Annotated in this window: 13 protein-coding genes; 7 read left to right on the top strand and 6 right to left on the bottom strand. The window is 76.0% G+C overall.

Annotation, left to right across the window (positions count from 1 at the left end; genetic code table 11):
• Positions 1-420: 420 nt before the first annotated feature.
• The 3 genes from Q1A09_RS21530 to pheA form a co-directional block, all read right to left on the bottom strand.
• On the bottom strand, positions 421-792 hold the full coding sequence (locus Q1A09_RS21530) for an alcohol dehydrogenase catalytic domain-containing protein (RefSeq protein ID WP_299960069.1): 372 nt from the start codon (positions 790-792) through the stop codon (positions 421-423).
• A 43-nt stretch (positions 793-835) separates the two neighbouring features.
• Positions 836-1,771 carry an NADP-dependent oxidoreductase gene (locus Q1A09_RS21525; RefSeq protein WP_299960066.1) on the bottom strand — a complete coding sequence of 312 codons (936 nt, stop codon included), beginning with the start codon at positions 1,769-1,771 and terminating at the stop codon, positions 836-838.
• A gap of 143 nt (positions 1,772-1,914) precedes the next feature.
• The gene (gene pheA, locus Q1A09_RS21520) at positions 1,915-2,877 is read right to left on the bottom strand and encodes a prephenate dehydratase (protein ID WP_299960063.1); all 963 of its coding nucleotides are present in this window, start codon (positions 2,875-2,877) and stop codon (positions 1,915-1,917) included.
• 116 nt (positions 2,878-2,993) lie between these two features.
• Between pheA and Q1A09_RS21515 the strand changes: the two genes are divergently transcribed.
• Both Q1A09_RS21515 and Q1A09_RS21510 read left to right on the top strand, forming a co-directional pair.
• The gene (locus Q1A09_RS21515; RefSeq protein WP_299960060.1) at positions 2,994-4,769 is read left to right on the top strand and encodes a GGDEF domain-containing protein; all 1,776 of its coding nucleotides are present in this window, start codon (positions 2,994-2,996) and stop codon (positions 4,767-4,769) included.
• A gap of 101 nt (positions 4,770-4,870) precedes the next feature.
• Entirely contained in the window at positions 4,871-7,672 is a 2,802-nt protein-coding gene (locus Q1A09_RS21510) for a diguanylate cyclase domain-containing protein (RefSeq protein ID WP_299960055.1), read from the top strand.
• Positions 7,673-7,711: 39 nt separating this feature from the next.
• Here Q1A09_RS21510 and Q1A09_RS21505 read toward each other — a convergent pair whose 3' ends face one another.
• Positions 7,712-8,344, bottom strand: a complete 633-nt coding sequence (locus Q1A09_RS21505; protein WP_299960053.1) for a trans-aconitate 2-methyltransferase — start codon at positions 8,342-8,344, stop codon at positions 7,712-7,714.
• 50 nt (positions 8,345-8,394) lie between these two features.
• Here Q1A09_RS21505 and larC point away from each other — a divergent pair, with 50 nt between their 5' ends.
• Both larC and Q1A09_RS21495 read left to right on the top strand, forming a co-directional pair.
• Entirely contained in the window at positions 8,395-9,576 is a 1,182-nt protein-coding gene (gene larC / locus Q1A09_RS21500) for a nickel pincer cofactor biosynthesis protein LarC (protein ID WP_299960050.1), read from the top strand.
• Positions 9,577-9,810: 234 nt separating this feature from the next.
• Positions 9,811-10,407 carry a TMEM165/GDT1 family protein gene (locus tag Q1A09_RS21495; protein ID WP_299960047.1) on the top strand — a complete coding sequence of 199 codons (597 nt, stop codon included), beginning with the start codon at positions 9,811-9,813 and terminating at the stop codon, positions 10,405-10,407.
• Here Q1A09_RS21495 and Q1A09_RS21490 read toward each other — a convergent pair whose 3' ends face one another.
• Positions 10,408-10,623, bottom strand: coding sequence for a hypothetical protein (locus Q1A09_RS21490; protein WP_299960044.1), 216 nt, complete (start codon positions 10,621-10,623; stop codon positions 10,408-10,410).
• Between the two features lie 144 nt (positions 10,624-10,767).
• On the opposite strand from Q1A09_RS21490, the gene Q1A09_RS21485 reads away from it, so the two are divergent.
• The gene (locus Q1A09_RS21485; protein WP_299960041.1) at positions 10,768-11,355 is read left to right on the top strand and encodes a GGDEF domain-containing protein; all 588 of its coding nucleotides are present in this window, start codon (positions 10,768-10,770) and stop codon (positions 11,353-11,355) included.
• A gap of 9 nt (positions 11,356-11,364) precedes the next feature.
• Here Q1A09_RS21485 and Q1A09_RS21480 read toward each other — a convergent pair whose 3' ends face one another.
• On the bottom strand, positions 11,365-12,264 hold the full coding sequence (locus tag Q1A09_RS21480; protein ID WP_299960038.1) for a haloalkane dehalogenase: 900 nt from the start codon (positions 12,262-12,264) through the stop codon (positions 11,365-11,367).
• A 133-nt stretch (positions 12,265-12,397) separates the two neighbouring features.
• Between Q1A09_RS21480 and Q1A09_RS21475 the strand changes: the two genes are divergently transcribed.
• Positions 12,398-13,156: a MerR family transcriptional regulator gene (locus Q1A09_RS21475; RefSeq protein ID WP_299960035.1), complete on the top strand. Its 759-nt coding sequence runs from the start codon at positions 12,398-12,400 to the stop codon at positions 13,154-13,156.
• Between the two features lie 192 nt (positions 13,157-13,348).
• Positions 13,349-14,440 (top strand): aromatic acid exporter family protein, encoded by a 1,092-nt coding sequence (locus tag Q1A09_RS21470; RefSeq protein ID WP_299960032.1) that lies wholly within the window; start codon positions 13,349-13,351, stop codon positions 14,438-14,440.
• The last annotated feature ends 56 nt before the right edge of the window (positions 14,441-14,496 follow it).

Here is a 14,496-nt window from a genome sequence, read left to right as displayed (position 1 = left end):
GCCGCCGCGCGGGGTCCCCGCCGGCGTCGCGGGCCGCCCCCCCGCGGCCCCCGGGGCCGCCCCCGGCCCGCCCCGGGGGGGGGCCCCCCCGCCCCCCCCCCGCCCCCCCCCCCCCCCCCCCCGCCCCCCCCCCCCCCCCCCCCCCCCCCGCTACCGCCTCATCTGGCTGACCGAGGGCGATGCCACTGCCCGGCTGACGGTGACACCGGCCCCCTGAGGGAACCGACACAGGCGGTTCGCCCATCCCGGGCACCCTTGAACGACCCTGGCGCCCAGCGGGGGATGCCCGGCCGACCTCGGGCAGGTGCAGTACAGCTCGTCGTACCGCTCGGGGTCGGAGCGGACCTCAGCGGGCGGCTGTCCGTCCAGGGGCACTGCGTCGCGAGCGACGTACTCGGTCGAGTACGCGCCCTGGGTGGGCTACCGTCGCGCCGGTCGTGCCCGCCGCAGGTGGTGGCCGGGAACTCGCGGCAGTAGGGCACTCGGTGAGCGAGGCAGTTTGTCGCACCGCCCGCACGAGTCGACGATGTTGCCCACCGCGACCGCGTCGCCGGCCCGGAAGCGGGTCACCTCGGTGCCGACCGCGGTCACCTCGCCGGTGAACTCGTGCCCGGGCACGAGCGGCGGCGCCCCGGCGGTCATGCCCTCGACGGCGTGCAGGTCGCTGTGGCAGACACCGACGTGCGTGACCCGCACGGCGACGTCGTCGGCCCGCAGGTCCCGGCGGGTGAACTCGATCGGCCGCAGTCCCTGCCCTGGTCCGTGGGCCGCGTACCCGGTCACTGGTCTCATGCCCGCGGACGCTAGGAGCTGGAGTGCACTCCAGCGCAAGCCGTCAGGGCAGCAGCGCGAGCTTGCCGCCCGGGTGACCGCTCATCAGCAGGTCCAGCGCGGCACGCGCCTGGGTGAGCGGGAACGTCCGCGCCATCCGGACGACGAGCCGGCCCTGCGCGGCGAGCTCCACCAGCGGGGCCCGCACCGAGTCGCGGTAGGCGGCGCTGTCGGGCATGGACCCGCCGATCACCCGGATGCCCGCGGACTCCCCGCGCTGCATCGCGGCGATGGTGACGATCCGCTGCCGGTCGGCGACCAGCTCGAGGGAGACGTCGACCGCCTCGTCGGTGCCGACGGCGTCCAGCGCGGCGGAGACCCCGTCCGGGGCGAGCGCGCGCACCCGGTCGGCCAGCCCGTCGCCGTAGCGCACCGGCTCCCCGCCGAACCGCCGGACGACGTCGGCGCCGTGCTCCCCCGCGGTGCCGATCACCCGGGCACCGAGCAGCGCCGCCTGCTGCAGCACGCTCACCCCGACCGCTCCCGACGCCCCGTGCAGCAGCACCGTGTCGCCCGCGGTCACGCCGGTGACGTGCAGCATCTCGGCCGCCGTCGTCCCGGCCAGCAGCAGGTTGGCCGCCTCCTCCGGGGCCAGGGACGGCGGCCGGGCGAACACCGCCGACGCCGGCACGGTCACCTCGGTGGCGTAGCCGCCGCTGATCCGGAAGGCCAGCACCTCGTCCCCGACCTCGCCGCCGCCGGAGGCGATCTCGGTGTCGGGGCCCACCGCGGTGATCCGGCCGGCGGCCTCGTACCCGATCGGGATCGGCAGCCGGCTGCGGTCGCCCTCGCGGGCCACGTGCTTGGCATCGGCGGGGTTCATCCCGGCCGCGGTGACCGCGATCGTCACCTCACCGGGGCCCGGTGGCGGCACCTCGTGCTCCTGCAGGTCGAGGACGTCGAGGCCACCGAAGTCCGTGGCCACCCAGTGCTGCGCCATGCCGCTCCTCCTCGCGCGTCGTCCCCCCGCCGGTCCGGGCGTGCCCAGGGAAGCGACAGACGAACCGGTCCGTCCCGGTTTCCCAGCAGACCCCGGACGACGCAGACTGGGTCACCGTGGCGCACGACCCAGGGTGGTGCCGGTCAGCCGGCCTGCCCTCCCCGCACCCGGGTCAGCCACGCCTCGGCGTCGGCGAAGGCGGCGTCGGCCACCCACTCCTCGACCGGCTTGCCGGCCAGCGCGTCGGCCCGCGGGTAGGAGCCGAGGAATCGCAGCTCCTCGGCGAGCCGGTGCAGCGCCGCGAGCGCGTCGCCCACCCGACGGTCGGCCACGTGCCCCTCGCAGTCGATGGAGAAGGAGTAGACGCCCAGCCGCTCCCGGGTGGGCCGCGACTCGATCCGGGTCAGGCTGATCCCGCGGACGGCGAACTCGGCCAGCAGGTCCAGCAGCGCGCCGGTGCGGTCGGCGACCACCGCGGTGACCGTCGTCTTGTCCGCACCCGTCGGGGCGGGCAGCTGCCCGGGGCGCTGCACCAGCACGAACCGGGTGACGGCCCCGGGGTGGTCGGCCAGGTCGGTGGCCAGGGCGTCGAGGTCGTAGCGGTCGGCGGCGATGGCCGCACAGACCGCGGCGTCGAGCTCGCCGGCGGCGACCCGGCGGGCGGCGTCGGCGGTGGAGGCGGCCGGCAGCACGTCGGCGCCGGGCAGCAGGTCGGCGATCCGGCCGCGGCACTGGGCCAGCGCATGCGGGTGACTGGCGACGGTGCGCACCCGGTCGACCGTCGTCCCGGGGCGGACGGCGAGCACGAACGCGACGTCGAGGAACACCTCACGGGTGATCACCAGGGGATCGCCGTCGACCAGGCCGTCCATGGTGGCCGGCACCGATCCCTCGACCGAGTTCTCCAGCGGCACCAGGGCGGCCGGGACGCTGCCCGTGCGCGCGGCCTGCAGGGCGGCGGCGATGCTCGGCTCGGGCCGGGAGGTCCACCCCGCGGGCGTCCCGGCGGCAGCGGTGAGGCTGCCGAGCGCGGCCTCGGCGAAGGTACCCTCGGGTCCGAGATAGGCGAACCCCGTCGGAGCTGTGCTGTCCGTGAGACGCGGCATCCGGCGAGGGTAGTGCGGCCGCTCCGGGGCCCGCGGGTCCCGGAGCGGGGGGAGCTGCCTCGTCACCGGCCGGGTCCGCGTACGACGCGTGCCCTGACTGTGGAGGGGAGGGACGCGTGACCGCCGGCCCGGACGTCCTCGACGAACTGCACCTGGAGACCGCCCGCTGGCGGCTGCTCGCCGCCAGCGCCGCGGAGGAGGCGCGCGTCTTCACCGACGAGCTGGCCGGGGTCGCCGGCCCGCTCGCCACCACCGGCCGGCCCTGCTGGGACGCCTGGTCGGCGGCGTTCACCGCCCGCGCCGCCCTCTTCGACGGTGACCCCGACACCGCCGACGCCGGCGTGGCGGCCGCCCGGGCCGCGCTCGAGCGCTGCGCCCCCAGTCCCGAGCGGGCCCTGGTGCTGGCCTACCTGGCCCACCTGGAGGTCACCGCGGACCGGTTCGACGCGGCCCTGCACCTGGCCGTGGACGCCAGCCTGCTGGCCGACCATGTCGCCGCCGGGGACCCCAGCCGGGAGCTGCACCAGGCGCACGCCTGGCTGTCACTGGCGCTGACCGGCCTGGACCTGGAGGAGCTGGCCGTCGCCCAGTCGCTGCGCGGCGCCCGGGTGGCCTCGGCCCTGCCCGACCTGGGTGACCAGTGGCAGCTGCTGCGGCTGTGCGCCCAGCAGCACGCCGAGCTGGCGCAGACGGTGCACCGCCGGGGCGATGACGCCCGCTCCCGGGAGCTCGCCCAGGTGGCGGTGCAGTGCGCCACCGCGGCCCGCGCCCTGCCCTGGGAGCCCACCGAGACCGACACCGACCTGCTCGACGTCGTCCAGGCCTGGGCGATGACGCTGTGCGGGCAGCTGGACGAGGCGCTGCCGCCGCTGCGCCGGGTCCGCCGGCACCTGGCGAGCGGCCAGGGCAGCACCTGGCTGGTCGGCTACGCCGACCTGCTGCTGGCCCGGCTGCTGGCGCTGCGCTGCGCCCGGGACGACGAGCCGGGCCGCCCGCAGGGCGAGGAGGCCGTGAAGCTGCTGGTCAGCGCCTCGGGTGCGTTCGCCGCGGTCGGTGATCGGCGCCGCTACCGGCAGTGCCTGCTGGAGCTGGGCCAGGCGACGGCGGCGACGGGCTCGACCGTGGAGGCGCTGCACTGGCTGGAGGCCTACCGGCACGAGACCACCCGGGCGCACCTGCGCAGCCGGGAGCTGTGGGCGGAGATGTTCGTGCGCCGCAGCCGGCTGCGGGAGGCGCAGCGGCAGACGGCGGTGCTGCGCCGGCACGCCCTGGAGGACGCGCTCACCGGCCTGGGCAACCGGCGCAGCGCCGAGCGGCGGATGGGCGAGCTGCGGCTGGACCGGGAGCCGGTGTCGCTGGCCGTGGTCGACGTCGACGGCTTCAAGGCGGTCAACGACGAGAACTCGCACCTGCACGGCGACGGCGTGCTGCGCCGGGTCGCCGAGCTGCTGCGCCAGCACTCCCGCACCGGCGACGAGGTGTTCCGCTGGGCCGGCGACGAGTTCGTGGTCGTGCTGCCCAACACCGGGGAGGCGCGGGCGGTGGTGGCGATGGAGCGGCTGCGCAGCGCCGTGGCCGGTGCCGACTGGACGGCCCTGGGCCTGCCCGCACCGGTCACCGTCAGCATCGGCGTCGCCTCCGCCGGCCCGTCGGCCGGCGCGCGGACGTGGCGGGAGCTGTTCGACGCCGCCGACCTGCACCTGTTCGGCGCGAAGCGCAGCGGCCGCAACCGGGTGCGGGCCACCAACGGTGGCCAGCCCGCACCGGCCCTGACCCCCCGGTCGACCGGGCTGCTGGCGGAGGCCTCGGTCGACGACCTGGTCGCCGAGGTGCTCGGCAGCGCCCCGCGACGCCCCGGCTGGGCGTTTGAGGACGGCGAGGTGACCTCGTGAGGCTGCGCCGCGCCCGGGGTCCGGAGGGACCGCTGGGGCAGGAGGGGCAGCCCGAGGCCCCGGTGCGTGACACTCCCCCCGTCGACAGGCACAGTGCCCTCGTGCCACCGGGTCTGCTGCACCACCAGGTGAGCTCAGCTCTCGCGAACTGGCAGCTGGACGACGCCGAGGCGCTGCTGCACCAGATCGACGGCACGCTGCCCACCGGTGACCGGTCGGCGGCGCCGCTCACCTCGCTGGCCCGCGCCTGGGTCGACACGCTGCGCGCCGAGCTGCTGGTGCGCCGGCTGCGGCTGGCCGGCTACTCACTGCTCGGTGAGCCACTGGTCGAGGGCGGCCCGGAGCAGGAGGGCCCGCTGGACCTGCACCCCCCGGTGGACGGCACCGGCGAGGAGGCGGTGGACCGAGAGTCCCGCTCGGCGTCGGCGACGCACGCCGCGCAGGCGATCGCCCTGGTGCGCTCCGCGCGCGCCGCCTTCGACGCCCAGGACGACGACCTGCAGCGCGCCGCCGGGCTGGCCCGGCACGCCCGGATCGAGCTGCTGTCCCGCCGGGTCGACGCGGCGATGGACGAGGCCGTCGAGGCGGCCAGCCTGCTGGACCCCGCTCTCCCGCCCAGCCCGCTGCTGGTGCACACCCTCAGCTCGCTGGCCGCCGTGCTGGCCGACCTGGAGCTCATGCCGCTGGCCCTGGACTACCAGCGCCGCGCCGCCGAGGTCTCCGCCGCCGCACCCGACGCCGTCCTGGTCGGCCTCACCGGCGAGGCCGCCACCCGGCTGGCCGCGCTCTGCGCCGAGGTCGGCGAGGGCCTGCTGGACGACGGCAGCACCGCCGCCGCCGCACCGCACTTCACCGAGGCGCGCGACCTCACCGCCGGCGCGCTGCAGCGACTGCCGGCCGGCGACCCCGGGCTGCTCGACGCCCAGGTGGTGCACGGCTGGGCGCTGGTGGGGCTGGGCGAGCACGCGGCCGCAGCGTCCCTGCTGCGGAGCGTGGTCGCGATGGCCACCGCCGCCGACGACCGGGGCCTGCTGGCCTCCGCGGAGCTCGGCCTGGGCCGGGCGCTGCGCCGCTCCGGCGAGCCGCGGCGCGCCGACGACCACCTCGCCGCCGCACTGGCGCTGGCGACCGAGCACGGTCTGCCCCGGCTGCGCCGGGCCGCGCTGCGGGAGCTGTGCACGCTGCACGCCGAGCTGGACGACGCCGCCTGCGCGCTGCCCTACCTGCAGGCCTACCTGGCCGACGAGCTGGACCGGGTCGACGAGCGGCGCACCCGCTGGGTGGAGCTGTTCGGCCGGCGCAAGAGCCTGCTGGAGACCGAGCGGGCCGCCGGCCAGCTGCGCCGGCAGGCCTACGAGGACCCGCTGACCCACCTGCCCAACCGCCGGTACGCCGAGGCCCGGCTGGACGGGCTGCTGTCCGCCGGCGCGCTGCCCGCGCTGGCCGTCGTGGACATCGACAAGTTCAAGGCGATCAACGACGCCGCCGGACACCCGACCGGTGATGCGGTGCTGCGTGCCGTCGGCCAGCTGCTGGTCGACGGCTGCCGGGACACCGACGAGGTGTGCCGCTGGGCCGGCGACGAGTTCGTCATCCTACTGCCCGACACCACCTCCGAGCAGGCCGAACGGGCGATGAACCGCATCCGCCGCGCGATCGCCGGGCACGACTGGTCGGCCCTGGGCGTCGAGGCGCCGGTGCGGATCAGCGTGGGCATCGCGCAGGCGGCCCGCGGTGACGACCGGCGCACCCTGTTCGCCGCCGCCGACGGCGTGCTCTACGACGCCAAGCGCGCCGGCCGCGACCGGGTGGTCCGGCTCTCCGGGGTCACCCAGACCCGCGCCGACGACACCGGGACGACGACCGACGGACAGGCAGTCGAGGTGGTGGCCGACACGACCTCCGCGGGCGTCGCGGCCGGCGACGGCACGACCATCATGGAGACCATGACCGCCTCCCCGCTCTCCGACGGCTTCGACGAGCAGGCCGAGGGCGACCCGGCCGACGTCACCGTCGGGTTCGCCCGGCTGCTGGTCGAGCCGGTCGCGGCGAAGGCGCCCGAGCCCGCCGCGGTGCCGGACGAGCCCGAGACCGACGAGGAGCCCCTGGCCCGGCCGCGCAACCCGCTGGACGAGCTGTTCGGCGGCCCGGTCCGCCGCCCGAGCGGCCGCCGGATCGGACCGGCCGAGCCCGCGTCCGAGCCGGTCGCATCCGCCCCCAGCGCGCCCGTGCCTCCGGTGGTCGTGCCCGCTGCGGCACCGGTTCCCCGCGAGCCGGCGCTGCCCAGCGGCCCGGACGTCATCTGGGGCACCGGCCGCAGCACCGAGCAGGTGCTCGCCCTGGTGCGCGAGGCCCGCCGGGAGCACCCCGACTCCCCCGCCATCGTGGTGCGGGCCAGCGCCGACACCCTGGTCGCGCTGGCCAGCGAGCACGACGCCTACACGACGATGGACGCCGCGGCGATGTCCGCAGCAGTCGGCCCGGTCCCCGAGCCGGTCGGCCGGGTCGGCGTGCTCTGCGCAAGCAGCGGCGACACCCCGATCGCCGCCGAGGCCGCGTTCGTCGCCCGGGTCACCGGCACCGAGGTCGTCCGGGTCGACGACGTCGGCGGCAACCGGATCCGCCCGCTGCTGGCCGACTCGTCGATGCTCACCGACGTCGACTGCCTGGTGGTCGTCGCCGGCCTGGACGCCGCGCTGGCCAGCGTGGTCAGCGGACTCACCGAGGTGCCGGTCGTCGCCGTGCCCACCTCGGCTGGCCAGGGCAGCAGCTCCTTCGGCGGCTTCGGCGCGCTGATGACGATGCTCAACTCGGCCGCGCCGGGCGTGGTGGTCAGCAACATCGACAACGGCTGGTCCGCCGGCGTCTTCGCCGCCCGGATCGCCCGCCGCACCGCACGCTGACCGACCGCCCCGGACGGTCAGTGTGCAGCCACCGGGGTCTCAGCCGAGCTGAGACCCCGGTAAGCGCACAGTGGGCGGCCGGCGGGCCAGCACGGAGTGGGTGTGCCAGTGCTGGGGGCCGGCGTAGGCGGCGCCGTCGGCCTCCTGCACCTCGTGCCGGACGACGTCCAGGCCGGTGAGGAGGCGGTCGACCTCGGCGTCGGTGAGCGTGGCGATGTCGTCGGCGTCGGCCGTGGTGTCCCGCTCACCGAACAGGTCGCAGGCCATCCAGCCCCCGGGCAGCAGCGCGCCCCGGATCAGCTGCCACAGCCGCGGCAGGCGCGCTCCCGCGTAGGGCAGTGACCGGCCGGCGTGCACCAGGTGCGCCGGCGGGAGCGCGTCGAGCTCGGCGAAGGTCTCTGTGCGCACGGTGAGCCGCTCGGCCTGGCCCGCCGGGAGACGGGCGGTCAGGGATTCACCGGCCGCCGGGTCGCCGTCGATCGCCAGCACCCGCCAGCCGTGGTCGAGCAGCAGCGCCGTCTCCACGCCGGCGCCGAAGCCCAGGTCGAGTGCCAGCCGGCCCGCCCCCTCGCCGGCGTGCTCCACCAGCGCCGCGGCCAGTGGCCGGGGCGCGCGGTCGACCTGGGTCGCGTTGTAGCGGCTCCAGGCCCCGGGTTCGTCGAAGTGGGCCATCGCCGCGCACCCTAGGTCGTGCGCCGAGCCGGGTGGGCCATGATCGACGGGTGACGATCGGGTGGCTGGACCTGGCGGCCGGGGCGAGCGGGGACATGCTGCTCGGTGCGCTGGTCGACGCCGGGGTGCCGTTGCACGTGCTGGCGGCACCGGTGGCCGCGCTGCCGGTCGAGCCGATCACCCTCACCACCGAGCCGGCCACCCGGCACGGGCTGGGCGCGACCCGGGTGCACGTGCACGCCCCGCCCAGCCACGTCCACCGCACGTGGGCCGACGTCCGGGCGCTGCTCACCGACGCCGTCCTGCCCCCTGCCGTGCGCGAGGGCGCGCTGGCCGTGTTCGAGCGGCTCGCGGTCGCCGAGGGGCGGGTGCACCGGGTACCGGCCGAGGAGGTGCACTTCCACGAGGTCGGGGCGCTGGACGCGCTGGCCGACGTGGTCGGCGTGGTCGCCGGGTTCACGCACCTGGGCCTGGACGCGTTGACCGCCTCCCCGGTCGCGCTGGGCAGCGGCTCGGCCCGCGGCGCGCACGGCGTCGTGCCGATACCCGGACCCGCCGTGCTGGAGCTGCTGCGCGGCGTGCCGGTGGTCGCCGGACCGGTACCGGCCGAGACCTGCACCCCGACCGGCGCGGCGCTGCTGGCCGCCCTCGTGGCCGAGTGGACGACGCTGCCCGCCATGCGGGTGCAGCGGGTCGGCTCGGGTGCGGGCGGACGCGACCCCGAGCAGCTGCCCAACGTCGTCCGGCTGGTGCTGGGCGAGCCGGCCGACCAGCCGGCCGACGAGCTGCTGCTGGAGACCAACGTCGACGACCTCGACCCGCGGCTGTGGCCCGGCGTGCTCACCGAGCTGTTGGCCGCCGGGGCCTCGGACGCCTGGCTCACCCCGATCCTGATGAAGAAGGGCCGCCCGGCGCACACCCTGTCGGTGCTGTGCCGGCCCGGCGCGCTGGTCGCCGTCCACGACGTCGTGGTCGCGACGACGTCCACGATCGGCATGCGGGTGCAGCCGGTGCGCAAGGTCGCCCTCGACCGCGCCCAGGCGCGGGTCGAGGTGCTGGGCGGTCAGATCGGGGTGAAGGTCGCCCGGTCCGGCGGCCGGGTGGTGAACGTCAGCGTCGAGTTCGAGGACGTCGCCGCGCTCGCCGGGCAGCTGCAGCTGCCGGTCAAGGAGGTGCTGCGGGCCGCCACCGCAGCGGCCGAGCGGGCGCACCCGGTGACCCCGGCGGGCTGACCCGCCGCCGACGTCACACCCGCACCGGGCGCGGCGTCGGCTACTGTCGCCGGAGCAGAAGGGGAGTAGCCCCCCGACCACTGGTCGACATGCTGGCGCGTCCGCGCGCCCGGTCAGTGGGCCCGCGTCCTCGCGGGTGGGCGAGACCTTCCGATCCGCAGCCACCCATCGGTGTGCTGCCGGTCGGAGGCGCCCCCGCGCAGCCGCCCGGTGGCGCGAGCAGAGAGAGAACCCGTGGTCCCCTCGGTCATCCTGGCCGCCTTCGTGCTGATCCTGCCCGTCGAGCTGCCCGACAAGACGCTCTTCGCCACCCTGGTGCTGGCCACCCGGTTCCCGCCACTGCCGGTCTTCGTCGGCGTCGGCGCGGCGTTCGGGCTGCAGGTCGCCATCGCGGTCACCGCCGGCAGCCTGCTGTCCCTGCTCCCCGGGGCGGTGGTCAGCGCCGTGGTCGCGGTGCTCTTCCTCACCGGCGCCGTCCTGCTGTGGCGGGAGTCCCGCAAGGACGACGAGGATGACGAGGCGGCCGCGCAGGCCCGGGAGCAGACGTCGTTCCTGCGGGCGGCGGCGATCTCCTTCGGCGTGCTGTTCGCCGCGGAGTGGGGCGACCTGTCCCAGCTGGCCACCGCCGGCCTGGCCGCCCGGTACGAGGAGCCGCTCTCGGTGTTCGTCGGTGCCTGGGCGGCGCTGCTGGTGATCTCCGGGCTGGCCGCGTTCCTGGGCCGCAAGCTCGCCGACCGGCTGCCGGTGCGGTTGCTGCACCGGGTCGCCGCCGGGCTCTTCCTGGTGTTCGCGCTGGTCGCCGTGGTGGAGACGGTCCGCGCCCTGACCTGATCAGCCACCGCCGCCCCCGCCTCCACCGCCCAGCATCCAGCTGCTCTTGTTGACCGCGCCGCGGGCGTCCGCCTGGGCCGGGTCGTCGTAGGGCGCGGGGTCGTTGCCCATCAGCCGGGGGCCCTCGTCCTGGGCGGGCCGGCGCAACCAGAGCACCGTCGCCACGGTCACCAGCACCGCGAGGACGACGAGCACCACCACCGCGACGTCGTTCATGCCCCGACCGTACGACGGTCGGGACTTCCTGGCCTGACACCCGCAAGGGGCAGGTTCCCTGCGTCTCTCTCAAGTGACCCCGCCGTCCTGCCGACCTCACCGGTGGACGGGCCCGCATGCGGCCGCAGGAGAACGGGAGAGGCCATGGACACCATCCGGCTCGAGGAGTCGCAGGACGTGCTGGTGCAGACGGCGGCGGTCATCGCCGCCCAGCGCCAGTTCGCGCAGCGGCTGCGCCAGCGGACGGTCCCCGACCCCCTCACCGGTCTCCCGGTGCGCAGCCTGCTGGTCGACCGGCTCGAGCTGGCGCTGGCCGCCGCCGGCCCGGACACCGGCCGGCTGGCCGTGCTGTCCTGCAACCTCGACGGGATCACCGCCCTGGAGGACACCCACGGGTCCCCCGCCGCCGACGCCGCCCGCGCCGAGGCCGCCGGCCGGCTGGTCACCGCCGTTCGTCAGGGCGACGTCGTCGCCCGGATCAGCGCCCAGACGTTCGTGCTGCTCTGCCCGGGGATCGTCGCGGTCGAGGACGCGCAGGGCATCGCCCAGCGGGTCGCCGCCGCCTTCGACGAGCCGCTGCACCCCCGGCCGGACGTTCCCCACCGGGTCCGGCTCAGCGTCGGGGTGGCGCTGTCGGGCCGGGCCTCGACCCCGGAGTCGCTGCTCGCCGCGGCCAACGAGGCGATGACCCAGATCAGGCACGACCGGCAGGGCACCGGCCGGCACGGCTGAGCCGCCGGCTCAGCCCGACGTCGGGATCCACTCGGCGAGCGCGCGGCCGATCTCGTCCGGGGAGTCCTCCGGCATGAAGTGACCGCCCGGCACGGTGACCTCGGTCAGCGCCGGCCAGCGGCGCACCAGCTTGCGCTGCCGGCCGACCAGGATCGACCCGGGGTCGGCGTTCAGGAACAGCTTGGGCACCTCGCTGTACGCCAGCCACTGGCCGTACCGGTCCACGATGTCGTGCACGTCCGGCGGTGCGTGTTCGATCGGGATCTGCCGCGGCCACTCCAGCGTCGGCCACCGGTCCTCGCGCTCCCGGAAGGGGGCCCGGTAGCGGTCGTGGGCCTCGGGTGAGAGCCCGCGCTTCACCTCGGCGGGCAGGATCTTCTCCACGAACACGTTCTGGTCCAGCACCTTGCGCTCGCCGTCGGGGCCGCGCATCGCCTGGAACACCGGCTTCGCCGCGCGCGGCCAGTCCGCCCAGATCACCGGGGTCACGATCGCCTCGGTGAACGCGATGCCGCGCACCGCTCCCGGGTTCTTCGCGGCCCAGTCGAAGCCCAGCCCGGAACCCCAGTCGTGCAGCACCAGCGTCACCCGCTCGGTGGCCCCGACCGCCCGCATGAACTCGGCCAGGAAGTGGGCGTGCCGGTCGAAGGAGTAGGTGCCCGGCCCCGGGTCGGGCAGCTTGTCCGACTCCCCCATGCCGATCAGGTCCGGGGCGATGCAGCGCCCGAGGTGCTGCACGTGCGGGATGACGTTGCGCCACAGGTAGGACGACGTCGGGTTGCCGTGCAGGAAGACGATCGGGTCGCCGCTGCCGGTGTCGACGTAGGCCATCTCCTGCTCCCCGACCCGGACCCGCGAGCGCGGGAACGGGTCGTCGGCGGGCACGGGCGTGCGGACGTCGTCGGCCATGCCCTCAGGTCTCCCCGCCACCCCGCCGTCCGAACCCCTTCAGACCGCCAAAATGACCATTTTGGCGGTCGGGGTTGCGCCTGACGTTGCGTCAGGCTGTTGCGTGGCCTCCGTCAACGAGAGAGAAGGGGCGATGAGCTGGACGGTGGGCGAGCTGGCCCGGCTGGCCGGGGTCACGGTGCGCACGCTGCACCACTACGACCGGATCGGGCTGGTGCGGCCCAGCGAACGGACGTCGGCGGGCTACCGCAGCTACGACGTCCGCGACCTGGACCGGTTGCACCAGGTGCTGGTCTACCGCGGGCTCGGGTTCCCCCTCGACGAGGTCGCGACCCTGCTGGACGACCCCGACGCCGACCCCGCGGAGCACCTGCGCCGGCAGCACCGGCTGCTGCGGGAACGGCTCGAGGCCACCTCGGCGATGGTCGCGGCCGTGGAGAAGGAGATGGAGGCACGGCAGATGGGGATCTCCCTGACCCCGGAGGAACGGTTCGAGGTGTTCGGTGACTGGCTCCCGGAGGAGTACGCCGCCGAGGCCGAGGAGAAGTGGGGCGACACCGAGGCGTGGGCCCAGTCCCAGCGCCGGACGGCGGCGATGTCGAAGGAGGACTGGCTGCGGGTCAAGGCCGAGACCGACGACATCGAGGGCCGGTTCGCCGCGGCGCTGGCCGCCGGGACCCCCGCGGACGCCGCTGAGCCCATGGACCTCGCCGAGGAGCACCGGCAGCACATCGGCCGGTGGTTCTACGACTGCCCGCCGCAGCTGCACGGCTGCCTCGGCGAGATGTACGTCGCCGACGAGCGGTTCGCCGCCTACTACGAGCGGATCACCCCGGGCCTGGCGCAGTACGTGAGCACCGCCGTCCAGGCCAACGCCGCCCGTCAAGGCTGAACCGACCAGGACTGGGCCGACCCGGACTGGGCCCTGACCGGGGTTGAGCCCTGGCCGGCGTTGAGCCGCCCGGCCGGAGGTGGAGCCGTGCCACGGCGCAGCTCCACCTCCGGTGGCGCGGGTTGACCCGCGCGAGCGACGTCACCCTCCCCCCGCTCCCACCGGGTGGCGGGCAGGCCGCATGCTGGCCGGGTGGGGTGGGTGATCGGGCGGCTGCAACAGCCGTGGGTGCAACGGGCGGTCCGGGCGGCGCTGGCGGCCGGACTGTCGTGGCAGGTGGCCTTGCTGCTGCCGCCGTCGCTGTCGGAGTACGCCTACTACGCCCCGCTGGGCGCGGTCATCGCGGTCAGCCCGACGATCGCCGACTCCGCCTCGGCCGCGTGGCGCAGCCTCACCGCCATCCTGGTCGGCTTCGCGCTGGCCGTGGTCGTCTACGAGGTCACCCGGGCGGTGCCGAACGCGCTGACCATCGCGCTGATCGTCGCGCTGGCGATCGTGGTCGAGCAGTGGCGGTCACTGTTCCGCGAACAGGCCAGCTGGGTGAGCTTCGCCGCCGTCCTCATGCTCACCGTCGGGACGGCGGACCCGACCGAGTACGCGGTGCGCTACGCGGGGCTGACCCTGCTGGGCGCCGCCATCGGCGTGCTGGTGACCAGCCTGCTGTTCCCGCCGCTGCAGCTGACCACCGCCGTCGAGCGGGTCGCCCGCACCCGCGCGCTGCTGGCCGAGCACCTGGAGACGATCGCCGCGGCGCTGCGCAACGGCCAGGTGCCCGGCCCCGGGGAGTGGGAGGCCCGCGGCGACGAGCTGGACCGGGCGCTGGACCGGATGCGCTCGGCCGAGGCGCAGGTCGAGCGGGCCCGCCGGGCCAACCCGCGGGCCCGGCGCTGGCAGGGCACCGCGGCCAGCATCCGCGAGCAGTCCCGCGCCCTGGACCGCGTCGCCGTCCTGATCGACGACCTCACCACGCTGGTCGTGGAGTTCCAGCCGCACCGGCGTGGCCTGGACCGGGTGGACGACGGCACCGGCTGGGTGGTCGCCGACGCGCTGGACGGGCTGGCCGGGGTCGTCCGGCTGCCGTACCACGACACCGACACCGAGCCCGACCAGCGCGACGCCGCCGTCGCCACCGCGCTGGCCGCCGCGAGCCGGCTGACCAGCCTGGTGCGCGCCTCGGAGATCGGCGACGACGAGGGCTTCTTCGCCCTCAGCGCGGTCACGATCGGGATGCACCGCTCGCTGCAGACCCTCGAGGCGCACGTCCGCTTCCCCACCCCCGCCTGACCCGCCTCCGGCCATGTTCGCCAACATGGCCGCTCCTTGCCCGAGCAGGCCCGGCG

Origin of the sequence: uncultured Modestobacter sp. (genome assembly GCF_947486615.1) — a bacterium.
Taxonomy (GTDB): Bacteria; Actinomycetota; Actinomycetes; order Mycobacteriales; family Geodermatophilaceae; genus Modestobacter.
This window is presented reverse-complemented; position numbering and strand designations above follow the sequence as displayed.

What these genes read in the sequence shown, in the direction of transcription:
- Q1A09_RS21530 (WP_299960069.1), bottom strand. Translation starts at nt 792, where the DNA reads ATGAGACCAGTGACCGGGTACGCGGCCCACGGACCAGGGCAGGGACTG.
- Q1A09_RS21525 (WP_299960066.1), bottom strand. Translation starts at nt 1,771, where the DNA reads ATGGCGCAGCACTGGGTGGCCACGGACTTCGGTGGCCTCGACGTCCTC.
- pheA (WP_299960063.1), bottom strand. Translation starts at nt 2,877, where the DNA reads ATGCCGCGTCTCACGGACAGCACAGCTCCGACGGGGTTCGCCTATCTC.
- Q1A09_RS21505 (WP_299960053.1), bottom strand. Translation starts at nt 8,344, where the DNA reads ATGGCCCACTTCGACGAACCCGGGGCCTGGAGCCGCTACAACGCGACC.
- Q1A09_RS21490 (WP_299960044.1), bottom strand. Translation starts at nt 10,623, where the DNA reads ATGAACGACGTCGCGGTGGTGGTGCTCGTCGTCCTCGCGGTGCTGGTG.
- Q1A09_RS21485 (WP_299960041.1), top strand. Translation starts at nt 10,768, where the DNA reads ATGGACACCATCCGGCTCGAGGAGTCGCAGGACGTGCTGGTGCAGACG.
- Q1A09_RS21480 (WP_299960038.1), bottom strand. Translation starts at nt 12,264, where the DNA reads ATGGCCGACGACGTCCGCACGCCCGTGCCCGCCGACGACCCGTTCCCG.
- Q1A09_RS21475 (WP_299960035.1), top strand. Translation starts at nt 12,398, where the DNA reads ATGAGCTGGACGGTGGGCGAGCTGGCCCGGCTGGCCGGGGTCACGGTG.